Origin of the sequence: Bacillus sp. FDAARGOS_235, from assembly GCF_002073415.2 — a bacterium.
Lineage (GTDB): Bacteria > Bacillota > Bacilli > Bacillales > Bacillaceae_G > Bacillus_A > Bacillus_A toyonensis.
The window spans coordinates 2,375,577-2,395,000 of record NZ_CP020437.2 but is presented as its reverse complement, the minus strand read 5'-3'; the positions used below and the strand labels follow the sequence as shown (position 1 = coordinate 2,395,000).

Here is a 19,424-nt window from a genome sequence, read left to right as displayed (position 1 = left end):
AAGGTGCCTGTACCGCAAACCGACACAGGTAGGCGAGGAGAGAATCCTAAGGTGTGCGAGAGAACTCTGGTTAAGGAACTCGGCAAAATGACCCCGTAACTTCGGGAGAAGGGGTGCTTTCTTAACGGAAAGCCGCAGTGAATAGGCCCAAGCGACTGTTTAGCAAAAACACAGGTCTCTGCGAAGCCGTAAGGCGAAGTATAGGGGCTGACACCTGCCCGGTGCTGGAAGGTTAAGGAGAGGGGTTAGCGTAAGCGAAGCTCTGAACTGAAGCCCCAGTAAACGGCGGCCGTAACTATAACGGTCCTAAGGTAGCGAAATTCCTTGTCGGGTAAGTTCCGACCCGCACGAAAGGTGTAACGATTTGGGCACTGTCTCAACCAGAGACTCGGTGAAATTATAGTACCTGTGAAGATGCAGGTTACCCGCGACAGGACGGAAAGACCCCGTGGAGCTTTACTGTAGCCTGATATTGAATTTTGGTACAGTTTGTACAGGATAGGCGGGAGCCATTGAAACCGGAGCGCTAGCTTCGGTGGAGGCGCTGGTGGGATACCGCCCTGACTGTATTGAAATTCTAACCTACGGGTCTTATCGACCCGGGAGACAGTGTCAGGTGGGCAGTTTGACTGGGGCGGTCGCCTCCTAAAGTGTAACGGAGGCGCCCAAAGGTTCCCTCAGAATGGTTGGAAATCATTCGTAGAGTGCAAAGGCATAAGGGAGCTTGACTGCGAGACCTACAAGTCGAGCAGGGACGAAAGTCGGGCTTAGTGATCCGGTGGTTCCGCATGGAAGGGCCATCGCTCAACGGATAAAAGCTACCCCGGGGATAACAGGCTTATCTCCCCCAAGAGTCCACATCGACGGGGAGGTTTGGCACCTCGATGTCGGCTCATCGCATCCTGGGGCTGTAGTCGGTCCCAAGGGTTGGGCTGTTCGCCCATTAAAGCGGTACGCGAGCTGGGTTCAGAACGTCGTGAGACAGTTCGGTCCCTATCCGTCGTGGGCGTAGGAAATTTGAGAGGAGCTGTCCTTAGTACGAGAGGACCGGGATGGACGCACCGCTGGTGTACCAGTTGTTCTGCCAAGGGCATAGCTGGGTAGCTATGTGCGGAAGGGATAAGTGCTGAAAGCATCTAAGCATGAAGCCCCCCTCAAGATGAGATTTCCCATAGCGTAAGCTAGTAAGATCCCTGAAAGATGATCAGGTTGATAGGTTCGAGGTGGAAGCATGGTGACATGTGGAGCTGACGAATACTAATAGATCGAGGACTTAACCATATAATATGTAGCAAATGTTATCTAGTTTTGAGAGAACATAAAAAAACTTGTTGACTTTTAAAGTGAATAAGTTATAATAATGATTGTCTCAAAAGAATAATGTCTGGTAATGATGGCAGAGAGGTCACACCCGTTCCCATACCGAACACGGAAGTTAAGCTCTCTAGCGCCGATGGTAGTTGGGACCTTGTCCCTGTGAGAGTAGGACGTTGCCAGGCAATATTATTCCGCAGTAGCTCAGCGGTAGAGCTATCGGCTGTTAACCGATCGGTCGTAGGTTCGATTCCTACCTGCGGAGCCATTGGAGAGCTGTCCGAGTTGGCCGAAGGAGCACGATTGGAAATCGTGTATACGTCACAAGCGTATCAAGGGTTCGAATCCCTTGCTCTCCGCCATAAGGATTTATAATATTTGGCCCGTTGGTCAAGTGGTTAAGACACCGCCCTTTCACGGCGGTAACACGGGTTCGAATCCCGTACGGGTCACCACTTTGGAGGATTAGCTCAGCTGGGAGAGCACCTGCCTTACAAGCAGGGGGTCGGCGGTTCGATCCCGTCATCCTCCACCATATAAATTTTATATGAATAGTATTATCGCGGGGTGGAGCAGCACGGTAGCTCGTCGGGCTCATAACCCGAAGGTCGCAGGTTCAAATCCTGTCCCCGCAACCAAATGGTCCCGTGGTGTAGTGGTTAACATGCCTGCCTGTCACGCAGGAGATCGCCGGTTCGACCCCGGTCGGGACCGCCATTTTTTTAATAAGGCTCGGTAGCTCAGTCGGTAGAGCAGAGGACTGAAAATCCTCGTGTCGGCGGTTCGATTCCGTCCCGAGCCACCATTTATCTTAATACAATACGCCGGCTTAGCTCAATTGGTAGAGCAACTGACTTGTAATCAGTAGGTTGGGGGTTCAAGTCCTCTAGCCGGCACCATGTAAGTTTCGGAGGGGTAGCGAAGTGGCTAAACGCGGCGGACTGTAAATCCGCTCCTTCGGGTTCGGCAGTTCGAATCTGCCCCCCTCCACCATTTACATAGGGGCATAGTTTAAAGGTAGAACTGAGGTCTCCAAAACCTCCAGTGTGGGTTCGATTCCTACTGCCCCTGCCAAATATATTTACACAACATGGCGGTTGTGGCGAAGTGGTTAACGCACCGGATTGTGGCTCCGGCATTCGTGGGTTCGATTCCCATCAGTCGCCCCATTTTTATTTTAAAAATTACAAATAATCTAATTGATACTTACATATAATTAAGTAAGAATTCGATGGGCTATAGCCAAGCGGTAAGGCAACGGACTTTGACTCCGTCATGCGCTGGTTCGAATCCAGCTAGCCCAGCCATTTTTGCGGAAGTAGTTCAGTGGTAGAATACAACCTTGCCAAGGTTGGGGTCGCGGGTTCGAATCCCGTCTTCTGCTCCAATTAAATTAAATATGGCGGCATAGCCAAGTGGTAAGGCAGAGGTCTGCAAAACCTTTATCACCGGTTCAAATCCGGTTGCCGCCTTTATTATTGTGCCGATGTGGCGGAATTGGCAGACGCGCACGACTCAAAATCGTGTTCCTTCGGGAGTGTCGGTTCGACCCCGACCATCGGTATCACGAACGGCGTAACATCAAGGCTCTACACTAGTTGTGTAGAGTTTTTTTGTGTTTTCATCGCACTACAAAATAAGGACTAATACTATCAAAGCTCATGCTATACAGTTAAAGCAAACTGTGAAACACTAAAGGGATAAAAATGAACATTCATTTTTATCCCTTTAGTGTTTCATTTTATAGAGAATCTCTCCACCCTGGTGACATGAAGTTAAATCCGACACCACCAGTAGATATTAGCACATTATCAACTGTTAACTTTGTAATTTCTAAAAACTTCTTTTCAAACTCTTCTCTGTTGTACTTGTACATAGTTGAGTGGCACGACCACATTTGCGTTGAAGTACTCAACCATTCCCCTAATTCCTTTAATTTAGGGAATGACTCAAATTGAATTGGTTCATCTAATTTCATGAATCTCACTTGATAGATAGTTGGGTTTAGCTTTTCTCCTATCCCTTTAAGACCATGTGCTTTTTTTTCATTTAAATGTGTCATAATTCTCTCCCATCCTTCAAATCTTTGAATTCCAAAATTATTTTCCTGTTTTAATTATACAGCAATAAAAAGTAATTAGGGGGAGGTTGTGGTAATTTTTCCCTTTTACTTATTGTTTAGCGGGAAATAAAGTAATAAATGAAATATGATAATTTTAATCAAGAGAGAAATGAAAGTAAAAAGTATCAGTTATTTATTGTGATTCCATTTTGGCTTCGTTTCATTTTAATTCATCATGTTTAAAGAAGCTCAAAATTTTTAAAATACTTTAAAATAAAGGATTTTAGGGGGAACACTCTATATAACTATATAAATGTCACCTAGAAAGACTCAAAATCGTGTTCCTTTGGGAGTGTCGGTGCGGCCCGGACAATCGGTATCGACGATGTAAAAAGACTCTAACAGAAATGTTAGAGTCTTTTTTGTTAAATTATATTATGTGATGCTAAAATTCGTAATAAACGTAAAAATTCATGTATAATATAACTTGTCGAAAGAACAAAATGATAATGATTTATATTATGTCTGTAATATGAATCAAAAGTGAACTTTTTATATTTCTTTTAAAAATGTGTTGAATACACATTATATTTCATATTAATATTTTTATGTAGATTTAAAACGAGAAAGAGAGTGGAAAGTATGGGCCGTAAATGGAACAACATTAAAGACAAAAAAGCATCAAAAGATGCAAATACAAGCCGTATATACGCGAAATTTGGACGTGAAATTTATGTGGCAGCAAAACAAGGCGAGCCAGATCCTGAATCAAACCAAACGTTAAGAGTTGTATTAGAGCGTGCGAAAACATACAATGTACCAAGAACAATTATTGATCGTGCAATTGAAAAAGCAAAAGGCGGTTCAGAAGAAAACTATGATGAGCTTCGTTACGAAGGATTTGGACCAAATGGATCTATGGTAATTGTAGATACACTTACAAATAACGTAAACCGTACTGCAGCAGATGTACGAGCTGCATTTAGCAAAAACAGTGGTAACATGGGCGTAAATGGTTCTGTAGCTTACATGTTCGATGCGACAGCTGTTATCGGTCTTGAAGGTAAAACATCAGATGAAGTTCTTGAAATTTTAATGGAAGCAGATGTAGATGCACGTGACATTCTAGAAGAAGAAGATTCTGTTATCGTTTATGCTGAACCTGATCAATTCCACTCAGTACAATCTGCACTTAAAGATGCTGGTATTGAAGAATTTACAGTTGCAGAATTAACAATGCTTGCACAAAATGATGTAGAACTTCCTGAAGATGCTCAAGTACAATTTGAAAAAATGGTTGATGCATTAGAAGATTTAGAAGATGTACAACAAGTTTACCATAACGTAGACTTAGGCGAATAATAAAAAAGGACCCTTTCGTTTAACGAACTGGGTCTTTTTTATTGAAATAATTAAGATGATAAGGTTTTAAAGGTGTTTTGTTATAGTTATGGAATAGGATCATAGATAGTATTTTAAATGATTGTATTTCTAGGAGGTATTTCTATGGAGCATAAAACACCAAAGCATATCGTTGCTGTAGCAGGCTATTTAACAAATGAAAAGAATGAGGTGCTTTTAACAAAAGTACATTGGCGAGCGGATACGTGGGAAATGCCTGGGGGACAGGTAGAAGAAGGAGAAGCACTCGATCAAGCTGTTTGTAGGGAAATAAAAGAGGAAACAGGATTATCGGTGAAGCCTATCGGAATTACAGGGGTCTATTATAATGCTTCTATGCATATTTTAGCTGTTGTGTTTAAAGTGGCATATGTGAGTGGTGATATAAAAATTCAACCTGAAGAAATACAAGAGGCTAAATTTATTGCTTTAAATGAAGAGAACATCGATGAGTATATAACGCGTCCTCATATGAAATCAAGAACAGTTGATGCGATGAGAGCAACGCATTTCATCCCATACGAAACGTGGGAAGTACAGCCATATAACCTTATAGGCAGGTTGTAAGAAAAGGGTAGCTATTTGAGTGTATCTCAAATAGCTACCCTTTTCTTATGTATATTACTTCAGAAAAAGGTCAAAATGATAATAAAGCTAGTATTGATTTCGAGAACGTTAGTTCTGTATAATTATGATATATCATATATAATTAGATTACTAGATGTTTAAAAATAGAAATTTATAGATGATATAATAAAAGAATAAAGTGGAATCAAGGAAGTATAACGCTCTTAATTTCTACGCTGCTGTTTGTTATGAATGTTTTAAAATAATGTATATTCAATATTTCAGATGAATAGTAGATAAAAAAAGACTGTGATACAATACATTTTTATACCTTACAATGATGTAAGGTAGGTGTAAGAGAAATCGATGGGATATTTTTTTACAACAAGGTATTCTTAAGTTAAGAGATATATATGCTGTGTGGAAAAGAGGTGTTCAAGATGAAAGAACGAGTATTATCTAGAGTGAACTATCATCAAAAAGTTGCATTAAATCCAATGACTAAATTCTTTTATAAAGCCATTATTTTATTATTATTGTTAAGTTGTACGTTATTATTCGTTGGAAATATAATGATCGAGAAAAGTGATATTAGTAAATTACATGTACCGCCTAAGTTAGAGGTGCCAGAATCATTAACACATGCATTTATCGCGACAGAAGATAAAAGGTTTTATCATCATAATGGTTTAGATTATATAGCAATTATTAGGGCGTCTGTTGAGAATATAAAAGCTGGTGGTGTTGTGCAAGGAGGAAGCACAATTACACAGCAATTATCGAAAAATGCTTTTTTAACGAATGAACGTACATTTTCTCGTAAGTGGAAAGAGATTTTTTATACAAAAAAAATTGAACGTACATTTACGAAGGATGAAATTTTAAAATTGTATGTAAGTAATATTTATTACGGAGAAGGAGCATGGGGAATTGAAAAAGCAGCCAACCTTTACTTCGGTAAAACGGTGAACCAATTAACGTTGGCTGAAAGTGCGATGATGGCTGCTGTAGTGAAAGCACCTGCTTATTACTCACCTGCGCAAAATTATGATAAAGCGGTCGAGAGACGAAATGTAGTTTTGAGATTAATGGAAAAAGAAGGATATATCAATCATGATGAGTATGTGCAAGCAGTTAGTGAGAAATTAGTAATTCGCCATGATATAAAAACAGAGCAGTCGATGTTAAATAATGCGCGTGAAAAAGCAGTAAGTTAAGAGAAGCTCTTGCATAGGAGCTTCTTTTTTTGAATAAATTGTGACAAATTGTGACACAATATCGTCACAATTATTGTGTTTTTGTAATTTATGTGAGCGTGTTCATTGCGTGACGTATATAAGTGTTGATATTATGTGTATTGTGTACAATGCTGTATACAGAATATGAATTTAAAGAGGAATGTATATGAAATCAAATAAACTCATGGCTCTTGGTGTAGTTTTTTCTATCGCAGTATTGATTGTAATCGGAACAATTGCGTATAGCATCATAAATGACAAAAAAGATAAAGGGAATGAGATGTTTGCTTATTCTACGCAACAATCTTTAGGTAAAGATGATGCTCCGGTTAAGGTAGTTGAATTTGGAGACTTCAAATGCCCAGCATGTCGTACTTGGGATGTAACGGTATTACCACGATTAAAAGAAGAATATATTGATAAAGGTAAAGTGCAGTTATATTTTATTAACTTCCCATTTATTGGAAAAGACTCTGATTTAGGCGCAGCAGCTGGTGAAGCAATTTATAAACAAGATAAAGATTCATTCTGGACTTTCTATGATGAGATTTATCAAAGTCAAAAGAAAGATACGGAAGAATGGATTACAGAAGAATTACTTCTTAGCATTGTGAAAGAGAAACTTCCAAAAGTTGATGTAGAACAGTTTAAAAAAGATTTACACAGTAAAGAAATAAAAGAAAAAGTACGTAAAGATTCAGATCGTGCTCAAAAGTTAAAAGTTCAAGGTGCTCCTTCAGTATATATAAACGGGAATCTTGCAAATCCTGATTTCGATAGTATGAAGAAGGCGATTGATAAAGAATTGAAAAAGTGATGAGGTCTCTCATCACTTTTTCGACTTTTTTCGATAAAATTCTTGCTTCCGTTTTTTTTACATGCTATACTACTTTACATAAGTTATTCTAATATCTTATATGTATTTCATATTCGCGGGTGTAGTTTAGTGGTAAAACAAGAGCCTTCCAAGCTCTGGTCGAGAGTTCGATTCTCTTCACCCGCTCCAAATTTTATTTAATGTTTTTCTAATAAATTGTGATCAACGCAGTGTTTCGTTTCTGAGATAAACGAGGCATTGCGTTTTTTAATGTTTGAAAAGCGTAATAGTATGCGAAAATAGAAGTAAAGAATAGTATTCCAAAAGTGAATTGCTAACCAATATAGTCGTTACATAAGGGATGGGTTCATCTGAGGAGGCGATTAAGAATGGATTTTGAACAATTAAAGCAAGATGTAATTGCATATAGTAAAACAATTGGTATAGATAAAATAGGCTTTGCGAGTGCTTCCCCATTTGAGGAGCTAAAGCAGCGGTTAATCCAGCAGCAACAATTAAATTATCAATCTGGATTTGAAGAGTCTGATATAGAAAAAAGAACGAATCCACAGCTTTTATTACCAGGTGCAAAATCAATTATTGCGATTGCTTTAGCGTATCCTTCAAAATTAAAAAACGCACCATTAAGTAAACGTGGAGAACGCCGTGGGATTTTTTGTCGTGCCTCTTGGGGACAAGATTATCATCTTGTTTTACGAGATCGTTTGCAAAAGTTAGAGGCATATTTAATTGAAAAGCTTCCAGATATAGAAGTGAAGTCAATGGTTGATACAGGTGAGTTAAGCGATCGTGCTGTATCAGAACGTGCAGGTATCGGATGGAGTGGTAAGAACTGCGCTATTATTACACCTGAATTTGGTTCGTATGTATACTTGGGAGAAATAATTACAAACGTTCCATTTCCACCAGATCAGCCGATAGAAGATCAATGTGGAAGCTGTACAAAATGTATTGATGTTTGTCCTACAGGTGCTTTAATACAGGGTGGACAGTTAGATTCGAAGAAATGTATTGCTTTTTTAACACAGACGAAAGGGTTCCTACCTGAAGAATATCGCGATAAAATAGGAAATCGTATATATGGATGTGATACGTGTCAGACTGTGTGTCCAAAAAATAAAGGAATGGATTTTCATAATCATCCTGAGATGGAGCCAGATCCTGAATTAGTTAAACCGCTCTTAACACCACTTTTAACAATTAGTAATCGTGATTTTAAAGAGAAATATGGGATTATGTCAGGGTCATGGAGAGGTAAAAAGCCATTGCAACGAAATGCGATTTTAGCATTGGCGCATTTTAAAGAAGCATCAGCAATTCCTGATCTAATCGGTGTTATGAAAGATGATCCAAGACCAGTGCTACGCGGAACAGCAGCGTGGGCACTTGGGAAAATTGGTGGAGATGGAGTAGGCGAAGCCATTGAGAAAGCGATGGAACGTGAAAAGGATGAAGAAGTTCTTCATGAAATGAATCGCGGGCTTGCATTGTTAGCGCAGAAAAAAGAGTAGATAATATCTCCCTTTTTCATATTGTAATATGGGAGGGAGATGAAATGGTTGTAAAAGAAAATATTGAAACACAAGTACAACAGTTTTTAGCATATGTAACAGAGAAACGAACAAATGTGGATGGTATTGCTAAAGATTTATTACAACTAGCACAAAGAAAGAAACAATTGTTTCAAAAACGTAGTGCAGATATAGTGAAAGCAACAGCAGATGTTTCTTTCATTAGACAGCTAAATAGTAGTGATTATCAAGAAATTGATTATCAAGTACATTTTAAATATTTAATTAAGCATAAAGAATTATTTTATATCGAAGAGGAACAATTAAAACGAAGAGTTTGTTTAAATAATAGCCGGATAATAGGTGATTATGCTATTGAAGTGCCAGAAGAGATTGGAATAGGTGAGACATTAGAAAGAGAAGTTGCGAAAGAGAAATACGGTTCTTATCAGTATAATCGTTTAGAGGCAGTAAAATATGCAGAGCGTTGGTGGGATGATCGAAACCCAGTGTATCGCAATTTTCCTGATAATTGTACAAATTTTATTTCTCAATGTCTTCATACTGGAGAAGTACCAATGAACGGATATCCTAATATTCGTAAAGGTTGGTGGCAAAGGGAGAACCAGTGGAGTTGGAGCTGGGCTGTCGCACACTCTTTTTACTGGTACTTGTCAGGTTCTACAGTTGGCCTGCGAGGAGAAACTGTAGAAAAGCCGGAAGACCTTATTCTTGGTGATGTCATTGCTTACGATTTCGAAGATGACGGTAGGTGGAATCATACGACGATTGTAGTAGCAAAAGACGCAGATGGTATGCCACTTGTAAATGCACATTCAGCAAATAGCCGGCGGCGTTATTGGAGTTATGAGGACTCTAGTAAATACACACCACAAATGAAATATAAATTCTTTCATATTATTAATGGGTAGAGATTTTTCGTTCAAGTGGTATAATACGTAGTAGACAAAAAACAGAGGTGAATATCGCGTGGGTGTACATGTTGTTTTATATCAACCAGAAATTCCAGCAAATACAGGAAATATTGCACGTACTTGTGCAGCAACTGGAACAGAATTACATTTGATTAGACCGCTTGGGTTTTCAACGGATGACAAAATGTTAAAGCGTGCAGGATTAGATTATTGGCAGCACGTAAAAGTTACGTATTACGATTCAATTGAAGAGTTTTATGAGAAAAATAAAGACGGTGAATTCTTCTATTTAACAAAGTATGGTGAGAAAGCTCATACAGCATTTGATTATAGCAAACGTGAGAAGGATTATTATTTCGTGTTTGGAAGAGAAACAAATGGCTTACCAGCTAATGTAATCGAAGAAAACTTCGATCATTGTTTACGTATTCCAATGACGGATAAAGTACGTTCATTAAATTTATCTAATACAGCAGCAATTTTAATTTATGAAGCGTTTCGTCAACAAAATTATCCAGGATTAGATTTAGAAATCGTTTATTAAAAGTCGCCATTAGGCGGCTTTTTTTATAAATAAAAATAATATGTAGTCATACATTTTAAAAAAGGTACATATTCATATAGAATGGGATATATGATTAAAAATAGATAAGACGGGTTGAGATAAATATGAAGGAACAATATAACAATCAAAATACCTTTTTAAGTATGATAGATATGGATTTAATAAGACAAGGACTATTACATGCTATTCAAGATTTAGTATTTATTGTGAAAGTTATTGATGATGAGATCTTTAAATATATTTATATAAATAAAATAGGGATGGACTATGCTGGATTAAGTGAAGAATGTTACGGAAAAACATTTGCAGAAGTGTTATCAGGAGATAAGGTGAAAATATTACAAGAGCAATATACAAAAGTGGTGAGAGAGGCGAGAGCACACACATTTTGTGATGTAATCAGTTTCCCAACTGGTAATTTACATTATGAGTCTTCAGTTAATCCTGTATACGATGAAGAAGGGGTATGTCAATTTATTATTTGTATTACAAGGGATATTACAGCTCAGATTGAGGAGAAAGCAGAGATAGAGGAAAAACAAATGTTATTTAAGTCATTACTAGAATATAATAATGACTCCATTATATCTATAGATTCTATAGGTAGAATTACATATGCTAATCCGGCAACGTATGAAATATTTGGATACCGATATGAAGAGTTAAATAATAACTTTATTTTTAACTTTATTATTAAAGAATATGAAAAAGACTTTCAAATTATATTTAAGGAAGCTTTACAGGGGAGAGCAAAACAAATTGTTTCAAAGAAATATGTTCATAAAGAAGGATATGAACTATATATTTCTTTGAGAACGATCCCGATTATTGTGAACGGTGAAATTGTTGGGGTGTATATTGTTACGAGGGATGTTACAAGGCAAGTATTAAATGAGATGAAGACGGAATACTTAGCTTATTATGACCAATTAACAGGTTTAATGAATAGAATTTCATGCACAAACAAGCTAAATGAGTTTTTAAATGAAAATAAAGAGCTTGCACTAGTTTTCATGGATTTGGATGAATTTCATCTTATTAATGATACATTTGGTCATAAAGAAGGAGATAAAGTATTACAAAAAGTTACAGAATGTTTAAGCAATCTAGAAATAGAAGGTATGCATTTATTTAGAGAACATGATGACCAATTTGTTATGTTAATAGAAAATATAACGAAAGAATATGTAGAGGAAGTTGCAAAAAACATATTAGAAAAGATTAGTGAACATTTTGTAATTGAAGAAGAGGACGTGTATTTAAGTGTATCAATTGGAATTGTAATGGCACCAACAGATGGAGCCGATGAAAAAATACTTTTTCAAAGAGTTGATGCTGCTTTGGAAAAAGCAAAGGAAAAAGGAAAAGGGCATTATCATTTTTATTGTAAAGGATTAGATTGTGAACGTGAGAAAAGGTTTGTAATGGAAAATCAGTTACATCGTGCTATAGAGAAAAATGAATTTTTCTTATATTACCAGCCGCAGGTTAATATTGAAACGAAAAAAATAGCTAGTATGGAAGCTTTAATAAGATGGGAGAATAAAGAATTAGGATTTGTCCCTCCCAATCAATTTATTCCACTGGCAGAAAGAACAGGTTTTATTATTAAGCTTGATGAGTGGGTAGTAGATCAAGTGTGTCAGCAAATACGTGAATGGTTAAATAAAGGGTATGAAGTGGTTCCGATTGCAGTTAATATTTCAGCTAGACATTTTCGATCTATTACATTAATAGAGATGATTACACGTGCTTTAAATAAGTACAATGTACCAGCTCATCTATTAGCGATAGAGGTGACAGAAGGAGCCCTTATACATAAAGACATATCAAAGAGAGTGTTGCTACAATTAAAAGAACAAAATTTAAAGATTCATTTAGATGATTTTGGAACAGGGTATTCGTCTTTAAGTTATTTGAAAACATATCCAATTGATACTTTGAAAATTGATCGCTCTTTTATGGAAGGTATACATGTAGATGAACGTGATACGAATATTACGGCTGCAATTATTCATTTAGCTCATACATTAGAATTGAATGTAATTGCAGAAGGAGTAGAAAAAGCAGAACAAATACAGTTTTTGAAGGAAAAAAATGTAGAAATTGTACAAGGTTATTATTATAGTCGCCCTTTATCAAAATATGATGTGGAAAATATGTATTATACATGATGTATAAAGAAAAAAGTGATGTGCTAAAAGCACATCACTTTTTATGTGTACCTGGTTTATCGTTGTAACCAGATGTGAAAATAGCTGTAAGAAATGTGAGTGATACACCTAAAATTAATAATAATTTCATATTAATACTCCCCCTACTTTTTCGATTTACGAATTCTATTTATGAATTGAAATGTATGTAAGGTTCTTAGAAGAAAAGAATTTATTTATAATGAATAGCAGTGTGAAAACTTTAATACCTATATTATACAGAATTTTCTTTGAATTTTGGAGAGAATTTTATAGCACTACTATATATTTCGTTTTGATTTAAAGAATGTTTAAGGACATCCTAGCATACCTTTTATAATAATCCGATTGAACAAGGAGATGGGGGAGGAGCTATAATGGATATTCTAAAAAAGATTGAACAGCATCGAGCAGCAGAAGAACGTTTACAATGGGAAGGTACGTTTGCGGAGTATTTGGAGCTTGTGAAAGAAAGACCATGGGTGGCTCAAACAGCACACTCTCGCATTTACAATATGATAAAAGATGCCGGAATCGAAGAAGTTGATGGTAGAAGAAAATATAATTTCTTTAGTAATCAGCTGTTTGGACTAGAGGATGCACTAGAGCGTCTTGTTGAAGAATATTTTCATCCGTCTGCAAAAAGATTAGATGTTAGAAAACGTATTTTATTATTAATGGGTCCTGTTAGTGGAGGGAAATCAACATTAGTTACGATGTTGAAACGAGGATTAGAAACATACTCACGTACAGATCGTGGAGCGATTTTTGCAATTAAAGGCTGCCCGATGCACGAAGATCCACTGCATTTAATTCCACATCATTTACGGGATGATTTCTTTGATGAGTATGGAGTGAGAATTGAAGGGAATTTATCACCATTAAATGTAATGCGTCTAGAGCAAGAATATGGGTCAAGAATTGAGGATGTAGTTGTAGAGCGTATTTTCTTCTCGGAAGATCGTCGTACAGGGATTGGTACATTTAGCCCGTCTGATCCAAAATCACAAGATATTGCCGATTTAACAGGTAGTCTAGACTTTTCAACAATTGCAGAATATGGTTCAGAATCAGATCCTCGTGCGTATCGATTTGATGGAGAATTAAATAAGGCGAACCGAGGGATGATGGAATTCCAAGAGATGTTAAAATGCGATGAGAAGTTTTTATGGCATTTATTATCGCTTACGCAAGAAGGTAATTTCAAAGCGGGAAGGTTTGCGCTTATTTCAGCAGATGAATTAATTGTAGCGCATACGAACGAAACAGAGTATCGCTCATTTATAGCAAATAAGAAAAATGAAGCATTGCATTCAAGAATTATTGTAATGCCAGTTCCATACAATTTACGAGTGAGTGAAGAGGAACATATTTATGAGAAGATGATTCATGAAAGTGATGTATCGAATGTGCATATTGCACCACACACACTTCGTGTTGCAGCGATGTTTACAATTTTAACTCGCTTAAAAGATCCGAAGCGTCCAGATATTGATTTAAACAAAAAGATGCGTTTATATGATGGTGAAATGGTAGAGGGTTATAATGCGATTGATGTAGAAGAATTGCAACGGGAATACCAAGATGAAGGTATGAGCGGTATTGACCCACGTTATGTTATTAACCGAATTTCTTCTACAATTATTAGAAAAGAAGTACCATCTATTAATGCACTAGACGTACTTCGTTCTTTAAAAGATGGATTAGACCAGCATCCATCCATTAGTAATGAAGATCGTGAGCGCTATATGAACTTCATTTCATTAGCAAGAAAAGAATATGATGAAATTGCTAAGAAAGAAGTACAAAAAGCATTCGTATATTCATACGAAGAATCGGCTAAGACACTTATGGATAATTACTTAGATAACGTTGAAGCATATTGCAATAAATCGAAATTACGTGATCCATTAACAGGTGAAGAAATGAGCCCAGATGAAAAACTAATGCGCTCAATTGAGGAACAAATTGGAATTTCAGAAAACGCGAAGAAAGCATTCCGTGAAGAAATTTTAATTCGCATCTCTGCTTATGCGCGTAAAGGAAAACGTTTCGATTATAACTCGCATGAACGTCTTCGCGAAGCGATTCAGAAGAAGCTATTTGCTGATTTAAAAGATGTCGTGAAAATCACAACATCAACGAAAACACCAGATGAAAATCAGCTTAAGAAAATCAACGATGTTGTTGCACGTTTAATTGATGAGCATGGCTATAATTCTTCTTCGGCAAATGAATTATTACGCTATGTAGGTAGCTTGCTAAATCGATAGTTTGATAACAAAACGCTGTCTCTTGTTTTTTGCGGGACAGCGTTTTATTATCCATTCATATGTGTAAAGTGTCATACCTTGTCCAAATATAATAAATTAAGATGCAATTTCATGAATTTATTGTCAATTATTTTTACAATATGCATATGATAGAGTAACCAACCATTCATACGAAAAAAGCCAACACAATACAATATGTTGCAAAGTGAAAATGTGTGCAACAATGCATTGTGTTTCTTTCTTATCAGAGGCTGAATATTTCTTTCTATTATGTGAGTGGCAAAATTTTGTTTAGGATGCTCGGAGTATTGTATGTAAAACGTTATATATGTTTATGGGGTGATTTTCGATGGGCAGTTACCTTTCAAATATTTTAGCTTGAACATTATAGAACAAAATTTATAGATTGCTGTTCATAGAGAAAGACAATTACAGTAAGGAGGGAAAGGAATGAGCGAAGAAAATCAACCAAATTATACGATTTCACAGGAAAACTGGTCCCTCCATCGCAAAGGATATGACGACCAACAGCGCCATCAAGAAAAAGTACAAGAGGCAATTAAGAATAATTTACCCGATCTTGTAACAGAAGAAAGCATTGTTATGTCTAATGGCAAGGATGTTGTAAAAATACCAATTCGTTCTTTAGATGAATATAAGATTCGGTACAATTATGATAAAAACAAACACGTTGGGCAAGGAACTGGTGATAGCAAAGTTGGTGATGTCGTTGCGAGAGATGGATCAGGTGGTCAAAAGCAAAAAGGCCCAGGAAAAGGTCAAGGTGCAGGAGATGCAGCTGGAGAAGATTATTATGAAGCTGAAGTCTCTATTTTAGAATTAGAGCAAGCGTTTTTCAAAGAGCTAGAGCTTCCTAATTTAAAGAGAAAAGAAATGGATGAAAACCGGATTGAACATATTGAATTTAATGACATTAGAAAAACAGGACTATGGGGAAATATTGATAAGAAACGAACGATGATATCTGCATATAAACGAAATGCAATGCGTGGTAAAGCATCTTTCCATCCAATTCACCAAGAGGATTTAAAGTTCCGTACTTGGAATGAAGTGTTAAAGCCAGATTCAAAAGCTGTTGTATTAGCGATGATGGATACGAGTGGATCGATGGGAATATGGGAGAAGTATATGGCACGTAGCTTCTTTTTCTGGATGACAAGATTTTTACGTACAAAGTATGAAACAGTTGATATTGAATTTATTGCTCATCATACAGAAGCGAAAGTTGTTACAGAAGAAGAATTTTTCTCAAAAGGAGAAAGTGGCGGAACGATATGTTCTTCCGTGTATAAAAAGGCATTAGAGCTTATCGATAATAAATATTCACCAGACCGCTATAATATTTATCCATTCCATTTTTCAGACGGTGATAATTTAACATCAGATAATGCGAGATGTGTAAAGCTTGTTGAGGAGCTGATGAAGAAATGTAATATGTTTGGGTATGGGGAAGTGAATCAGTACAACCGCCATAGTACGCTTATGTCAGCCTATAAAAATATTAAAGATGAGAACTTTAGATATTATATTTTAAAGCAAAAAGCAGACGTATTCCATGCGATGAAGAGCTTTTTTAAAGAAGAATCAGGAGAGAAAATGGCATAATCCCTTTTAAAAGGGATTATTTTTTTAGTTGACAATGATAATGAAAATCATTATCATTTATTCAAGAAATGATTACATTTTGAATTATATATATTGGAGGAGATGTAAAGTTGAAAAAAAATAAAAAAAAACATATAAATGCAATGATTATAGCGGCGGCGTTATCACTTCCATTTGCTGTGTATTCGACACCTGCTTTAGCGGCGGTAGCAATTGAGGCGAATAAAACGGGACAAGGTTTAGAAGATGGTACATATGACGCTGTTATTAAAGCATATAAAGATAAAACGAATGAAGAGTCTATGGCAGCTGTTTATATAAAGGATCCGAAATTAACAATTGAGAATGGAAAGAAAATTGTAACAGCAACGTTAAGTGATAGCGATTTCTTCCAATACTTGAAAACAGAGGATATTCATACTCCTGGTGTGTTTCATGATGTAAAGGTTATATCAGAAGACAAAAAGAAAAATGGAACGAAGGTTATTCAATTTGAAGTTGGGGAATTGGGAAAAAGATATAATATGAAAATGCATATTTATATTCCAACGATGGCCTATGATAATAAATATCAAGTGCAGTTTGAAGTAAATGCTTTAAATTTAGAAAACAATGTTCCAGAAAAGGAAAATAGAGAGGATAAAGTGGAACAACAAGATGAAAGCGGAAATGTAATATTAGATAAGCAATTACAAAGGCATATTAATAAGCATAATTTAAATAGAGAAAATATAAATGATCCAATAACTAAGGAAGATTTATTAAAGATTAAAACATTATCCATTTATTCAGGTGAAGGAATAAATGAAATAGCTGGTTTAGAACATATGACAAATTTAGAGAAGTTGACGTTAAGAGAATCTAATGTAACAGATATATCAGCCATCTCGAAACTGAGAGATTTGAAGTACGTAGATTTAACTTCTAATCCAATTAAAAATATTCATCCAATTGAGCAGTTAGAGAATATTAATATGCTTTTTTTAAGAGATAATAAAATTTCTGATCTTACACCATTAAGTAAAATGAAAAAAATTAAAACATTAGATTTAGTTGGGAATAACATTGAAGACATCCAGCCATTATTTACATTATCAACTATGAAACAGTTATACTTAGCCAATAATCAAATCAGTGATCTTACTGGAATTAACCAATTAAGTAATGTGGAACTATTATGGATAGGGAACAATAAAATTAGTAATGTTGAATCTATTAGTAAAATGAGTAATCTTATTGAACTAGAAATTGCTGATAGTGAAATAAAAGATATATCACCATTATCTAAATTAGGAAAATTACAAGTACTGAATTTAGAAGAGAATTATATCTCTGATATATCACCGCTGAGTAATTTAACAGATTTACATGAGATGAACCTAGGAGCGAATGAAATTGCTGACGTAAGGCCTGTTGAGGAATTGGGTAAGCGAATTTCAATTGATATTCAACGACAAAAAATCTTTTTAGGTGAAGCAAGCGTAGATGAAGAAATACAAATTCCAATATACAATCTTAAAGGGGAGCCACTTCAAAATATCAATTTAAAAAGTGAGGGGGCCATTCTGAATAATGGATTTATAAAATGGAATAGTCCTGGAGAAAAAACATATGAATTTAGATTAGATACAAGCTCTGGTGAAAGTAAAATAAGATTTAATGGGATGGTTGTCCAGAAAATAGTTGAAAAACAAAAAGAAAGTCAAAATGTAATCCTGGATAAACATTTACAACAACATATTAATAAAGAGAATTTAGGTAGAGAGAATTTAAACGCTCCTATAACAAAAGAAGATTTATTACAGATTAAAACATTAGAGATACTTAAAGAAAAAGGAAAAGAGATAAAAGATGTAACAGGTTTAGAGTACATGACGAACTTAGAAAACCTCACTTTAGAAGGAGTAGGCTTGAAAAATATTGAGTTCATCTCAAATTTGAAACAATTAAATATTGTGAATGTATCTCATAATCAAATTGAAGATATAACACCGTTATCTTCATTAAAAAACTTACAGTGGTTAAATCTTGCAGACAATCATATTAAAGATGTAACGGTTATTGGTTCAATGCTGGACTTACTTAGCTTGAATTTAGCAGGGAATGAGATTTGTGATGTAAGACCGCTAATACAATTAGGGCAGTGGTTTTCAATTGATGTCGGGAGACAAACAATCATTTTAGATGAAGCAAAAGTAAATGAAGAAATTCAAGTTCCTGTATATGACTTAGAAGGAGAAGCTATTGACAATATCAAAATGACAGGTGAGGGCGGAACGCTTAATAACGGAGTAATAAAATGGAGTACCCCAGGTGAAAAGGTATATAAATTTGATTTAGATTCTGATGAAATTAGTATAAGTTTTAACGGAACGGTAATCCAAAATATAGTTGAAAAAGAAGAAGTGACAGAACCGGTAAAAGAAGTTGAAGGTACAAAAGAAGAAGTGAAAGAACCAGTAAAAGAAGTTGAAGGTACAAAAGAAGAGGTAAAAGAATCAACAACTGGATTGAATCAAGAGCCAAAAGGGGATAATCAAGTTGGGCCGGTGAAGGTGGTAGGACAAGAGAGTACGCAAGAAAAAGTTTCAAATAAGCAACAAGTTAATAAGCAAGAGGAAAATCAGAAGTCTTTAGCAGCAACTGGTAGTCAAGCTAACACATCGAGTTTACTTTCTGGATTAGCATTTGTTCTTTCAACATTAAGTATGTTTGTATTTAGAAAGAGAGTATTTAAGAAATAAATAACGTTTTATCTTATTATTACAAAAAAATATATAATTATTTGAGAAGACCTTATCATAGCAATTTCATGTTGAAATATGCTTATGATAAGGTCTTTTTGAATAGGGGAAGGATATGGATACGAGGATGTTTTAATCAATAAAATAATGGAGAAGCT

12 protein-coding genes, 16 tRNA genes and 2 rRNA genes (1 of these 30 only partly in view) are annotated in these 19,424 nt (G+C 35.8%); 29 read left to right on the top strand and 1 reads right to left on the bottom strand.

The annotated features are described in order from the left end of the window. The 17 genes from A6J74_RS14240 to A6J74_RS14160 all read left to right on the top strand — a co-directional run. Window positions 1–1,281 (top strand): 23S ribosomal RNA (locus A6J74_RS14240) (it extends 1,641 nt beyond the left edge of the window). 102 nt (window positions 1,282–1,383) lie between these two features. Continuing rightward, window positions 1,384–1,499: ribosomal RNA gene (rrf, locus tag A6J74_RS14235) — 5S ribosomal RNA — on the top strand. Between the two features lie 8 nt (window positions 1,500–1,507). After that, window positions 1,508–1,582: transfer RNA gene (locus A6J74_RS14230), tRNA-Asn, on the top strand. Window positions 1,583–1,584: 2 nt separating this feature from the next. Continuing rightward, window positions 1,585–1,676, top strand: a tRNA-Ser gene (locus A6J74_RS14225). A gap of 18 nt (window positions 1,677–1,694) precedes the next feature. Beyond that, window positions 1,695–1,769: transfer RNA gene (locus A6J74_RS14220), tRNA-Glu, on the top strand. A gap of 4 nt (window positions 1,770–1,773) precedes the next feature. After that, window positions 1,774–1,849, top strand: a tRNA-Val gene (locus A6J74_RS14215). Between the two features lie 26 nt (window positions 1,850–1,875). Next, window positions 1,876–1,952, top strand: a tRNA-Met gene (locus A6J74_RS14210). A 3-nt stretch (window positions 1,953–1,955) separates the two neighbouring features. Then, window positions 1,956–2,031, top strand: a tRNA-Asp gene (locus A6J74_RS14205). 12 nt (window positions 2,032–2,043) lie between these two features. Next, a tRNA-Phe gene (locus A6J74_RS14200) sits at window positions 2,044–2,119 on the top strand. Between the two features lie 18 nt (window positions 2,120–2,137). Further along, window positions 2,138–2,213: transfer RNA gene (locus tag A6J74_RS14195), tRNA-Thr, on the top strand. Between the two features lie 10 nt (window positions 2,214–2,223). Further along, window positions 2,224–2,307 (top strand) — tRNA-Tyr (locus A6J74_RS14190). Window positions 2,308–2,314: 7 nt separating this feature from the next. Next, window positions 2,315–2,388 (top strand) — tRNA-Trp (locus A6J74_RS14185). Window positions 2,389–2,407: 19 nt separating this feature from the next. Beyond that, window positions 2,408–2,483: transfer RNA gene (locus tag A6J74_RS14180), tRNA-His, on the top strand. Window positions 2,484–2,546: 63 nt separating this feature from the next. Further along, a tRNA-Gln gene (locus A6J74_RS14175) sits at window positions 2,547–2,621 on the top strand. A 5-nt stretch (window positions 2,622–2,626) separates the two neighbouring features. Then, window positions 2,627–2,701: transfer RNA gene (locus A6J74_RS14170), tRNA-Gly, on the top strand. Between the two features lie 14 nt (window positions 2,702–2,715). After that, a tRNA-Cys gene (locus A6J74_RS14165) sits at window positions 2,716–2,786 on the top strand. A 10-nt stretch (window positions 2,787–2,796) separates the two neighbouring features. Continuing rightward, window positions 2,797–2,878: transfer RNA gene (locus tag A6J74_RS14160), tRNA-Leu, on the top strand. Window positions 2,879–3,055: 177 nt separating this feature from the next. On the opposite strand, the gene A6J74_RS14155 is transcribed toward A6J74_RS14160, so the two are convergent. Continuing rightward, a complete protein-coding gene (locus A6J74_RS14155; protein ID WP_000149352.1) occupies window positions 3,056–3,376 on the bottom strand; it encodes a DUF3884 family protein in 321 nt (106 codons plus the stop codon). Window positions 3,377–4,018: 642 nt separating this feature from the next. Between A6J74_RS14155 and A6J74_RS14150 the strand changes: the two genes are divergently transcribed. The 12 genes from A6J74_RS14150 (at window position 4,019) to A6J74_RS14080 (ending at window position 19,266) form a co-directional block, all read left to right on the top strand. Continuing rightward, window positions 4,019–4,738 carry a YebC/PmpR family DNA-binding transcriptional regulator gene (locus tag A6J74_RS14150; protein WP_000532958.1) on the top strand — a complete coding sequence of 240 codons (720 nt, stop codon included), beginning with the start codon at window positions 4,019–4,021 and terminating at the stop codon, window positions 4,736–4,738. A gap of 144 nt (window positions 4,739–4,882) precedes the next feature. Further along, complete coding sequence (locus A6J74_RS14145) at window positions 4,883–5,344, top strand: NUDIX hydrolase (protein WP_000400461.1); 462 nt, start codon at window positions 4,883–4,885, stop codon at window positions 5,342–5,344. Window positions 5,345–5,784: 440 nt separating this feature from the next. Then, window positions 5,785–6,561 (top strand): transglycosylase domain-containing protein, encoded by a 777-nt coding sequence (locus A6J74_RS14140; RefSeq protein WP_000664700.1) that lies wholly within the window; start codon window positions 5,785–5,787, stop codon window positions 6,559–6,561. A 187-nt stretch (window positions 6,562–6,748) separates the two neighbouring features. Further along, window positions 6,749–7,399, top strand: coding sequence for a DsbA family protein (locus A6J74_RS14135; RefSeq protein ID WP_000841321.1), 651 nt, complete (start codon window positions 6,749–6,751; stop codon window positions 7,397–7,399). 115 nt (window positions 7,400–7,514) lie between these two features. After that, window positions 7,515–7,588: transfer RNA gene (locus tag A6J74_RS14130), tRNA-Gly, on the top strand. A 200-nt stretch (window positions 7,589–7,788) separates the two neighbouring features. Further along, window positions 7,789–8,931 carry a tRNA epoxyqueuosine(34) reductase QueG gene (gene queG, locus A6J74_RS14125; protein ID WP_000345226.1) on the top strand — a complete coding sequence of 381 codons (1,143 nt, stop codon included), beginning with the start codon at window positions 7,789–7,791 and terminating at the stop codon, window positions 8,929–8,931. Between the two features lie 44 nt (window positions 8,932–8,975). Then, window positions 8,976–9,863 (top strand): amidase domain-containing protein, encoded by an 888-nt coding sequence (locus A6J74_RS14120; RefSeq protein ID WP_000260517.1) that lies wholly within the window; start codon window positions 8,976–8,978, stop codon window positions 9,861–9,863. 58 nt (window positions 9,864–9,921) lie between these two features. After that, window positions 9,922–10,410 carry a tRNA (uridine(34)/cytosine(34)/5-carboxymethylaminomethyluridine(34)-2'-O)-methyltransferase TrmL gene (trmL, locus tag A6J74_RS14115; RefSeq protein ID WP_000538149.1) on the top strand — a complete coding sequence of 163 codons (489 nt, stop codon included), beginning with the start codon at window positions 9,922–9,924 and terminating at the stop codon, window positions 10,408–10,410. Between the two features lie 125 nt (window positions 10,411–10,535). Continuing rightward, the gene (locus tag A6J74_RS14110) at window positions 10,536–12,605 is read left to right on the top strand and encodes a sensor domain-containing protein (protein WP_000664279.1); all 2,070 of its coding nucleotides are present in this window, start codon (window positions 10,536–10,538) and stop codon (window positions 12,603–12,605) included. Window positions 12,606–13,000: 395 nt separating this feature from the next. Then, window positions 13,001–14,896, top strand: coding sequence for a PrkA family serine protein kinase (locus tag A6J74_RS14100; protein ID WP_000353271.1), 1,896 nt, complete (start codon window positions 13,001–13,003; stop codon window positions 14,894–14,896). A 450-nt stretch (window positions 14,897–15,346) separates the two neighbouring features. Next, window positions 15,347–16,522 carry a sporulation protein YhbH gene (gene yhbH / locus A6J74_RS14085; protein WP_001288242.1) on the top strand — a complete coding sequence of 392 codons (1,176 nt, stop codon included), beginning with the start codon at window positions 15,347–15,349 and terminating at the stop codon, window positions 16,520–16,522. Between the two features lie 110 nt (window positions 16,523–16,632). Beyond that, window positions 16,633–19,266, top strand: coding sequence for a leucine-rich repeat domain-containing protein (locus tag A6J74_RS14080; RefSeq protein WP_000739675.1), 2,634 nt, complete (start codon window positions 16,633–16,635; stop codon window positions 19,264–19,266). The last annotated feature ends 158 nt before the right edge of the window (window positions 19,267–19,424 follow it).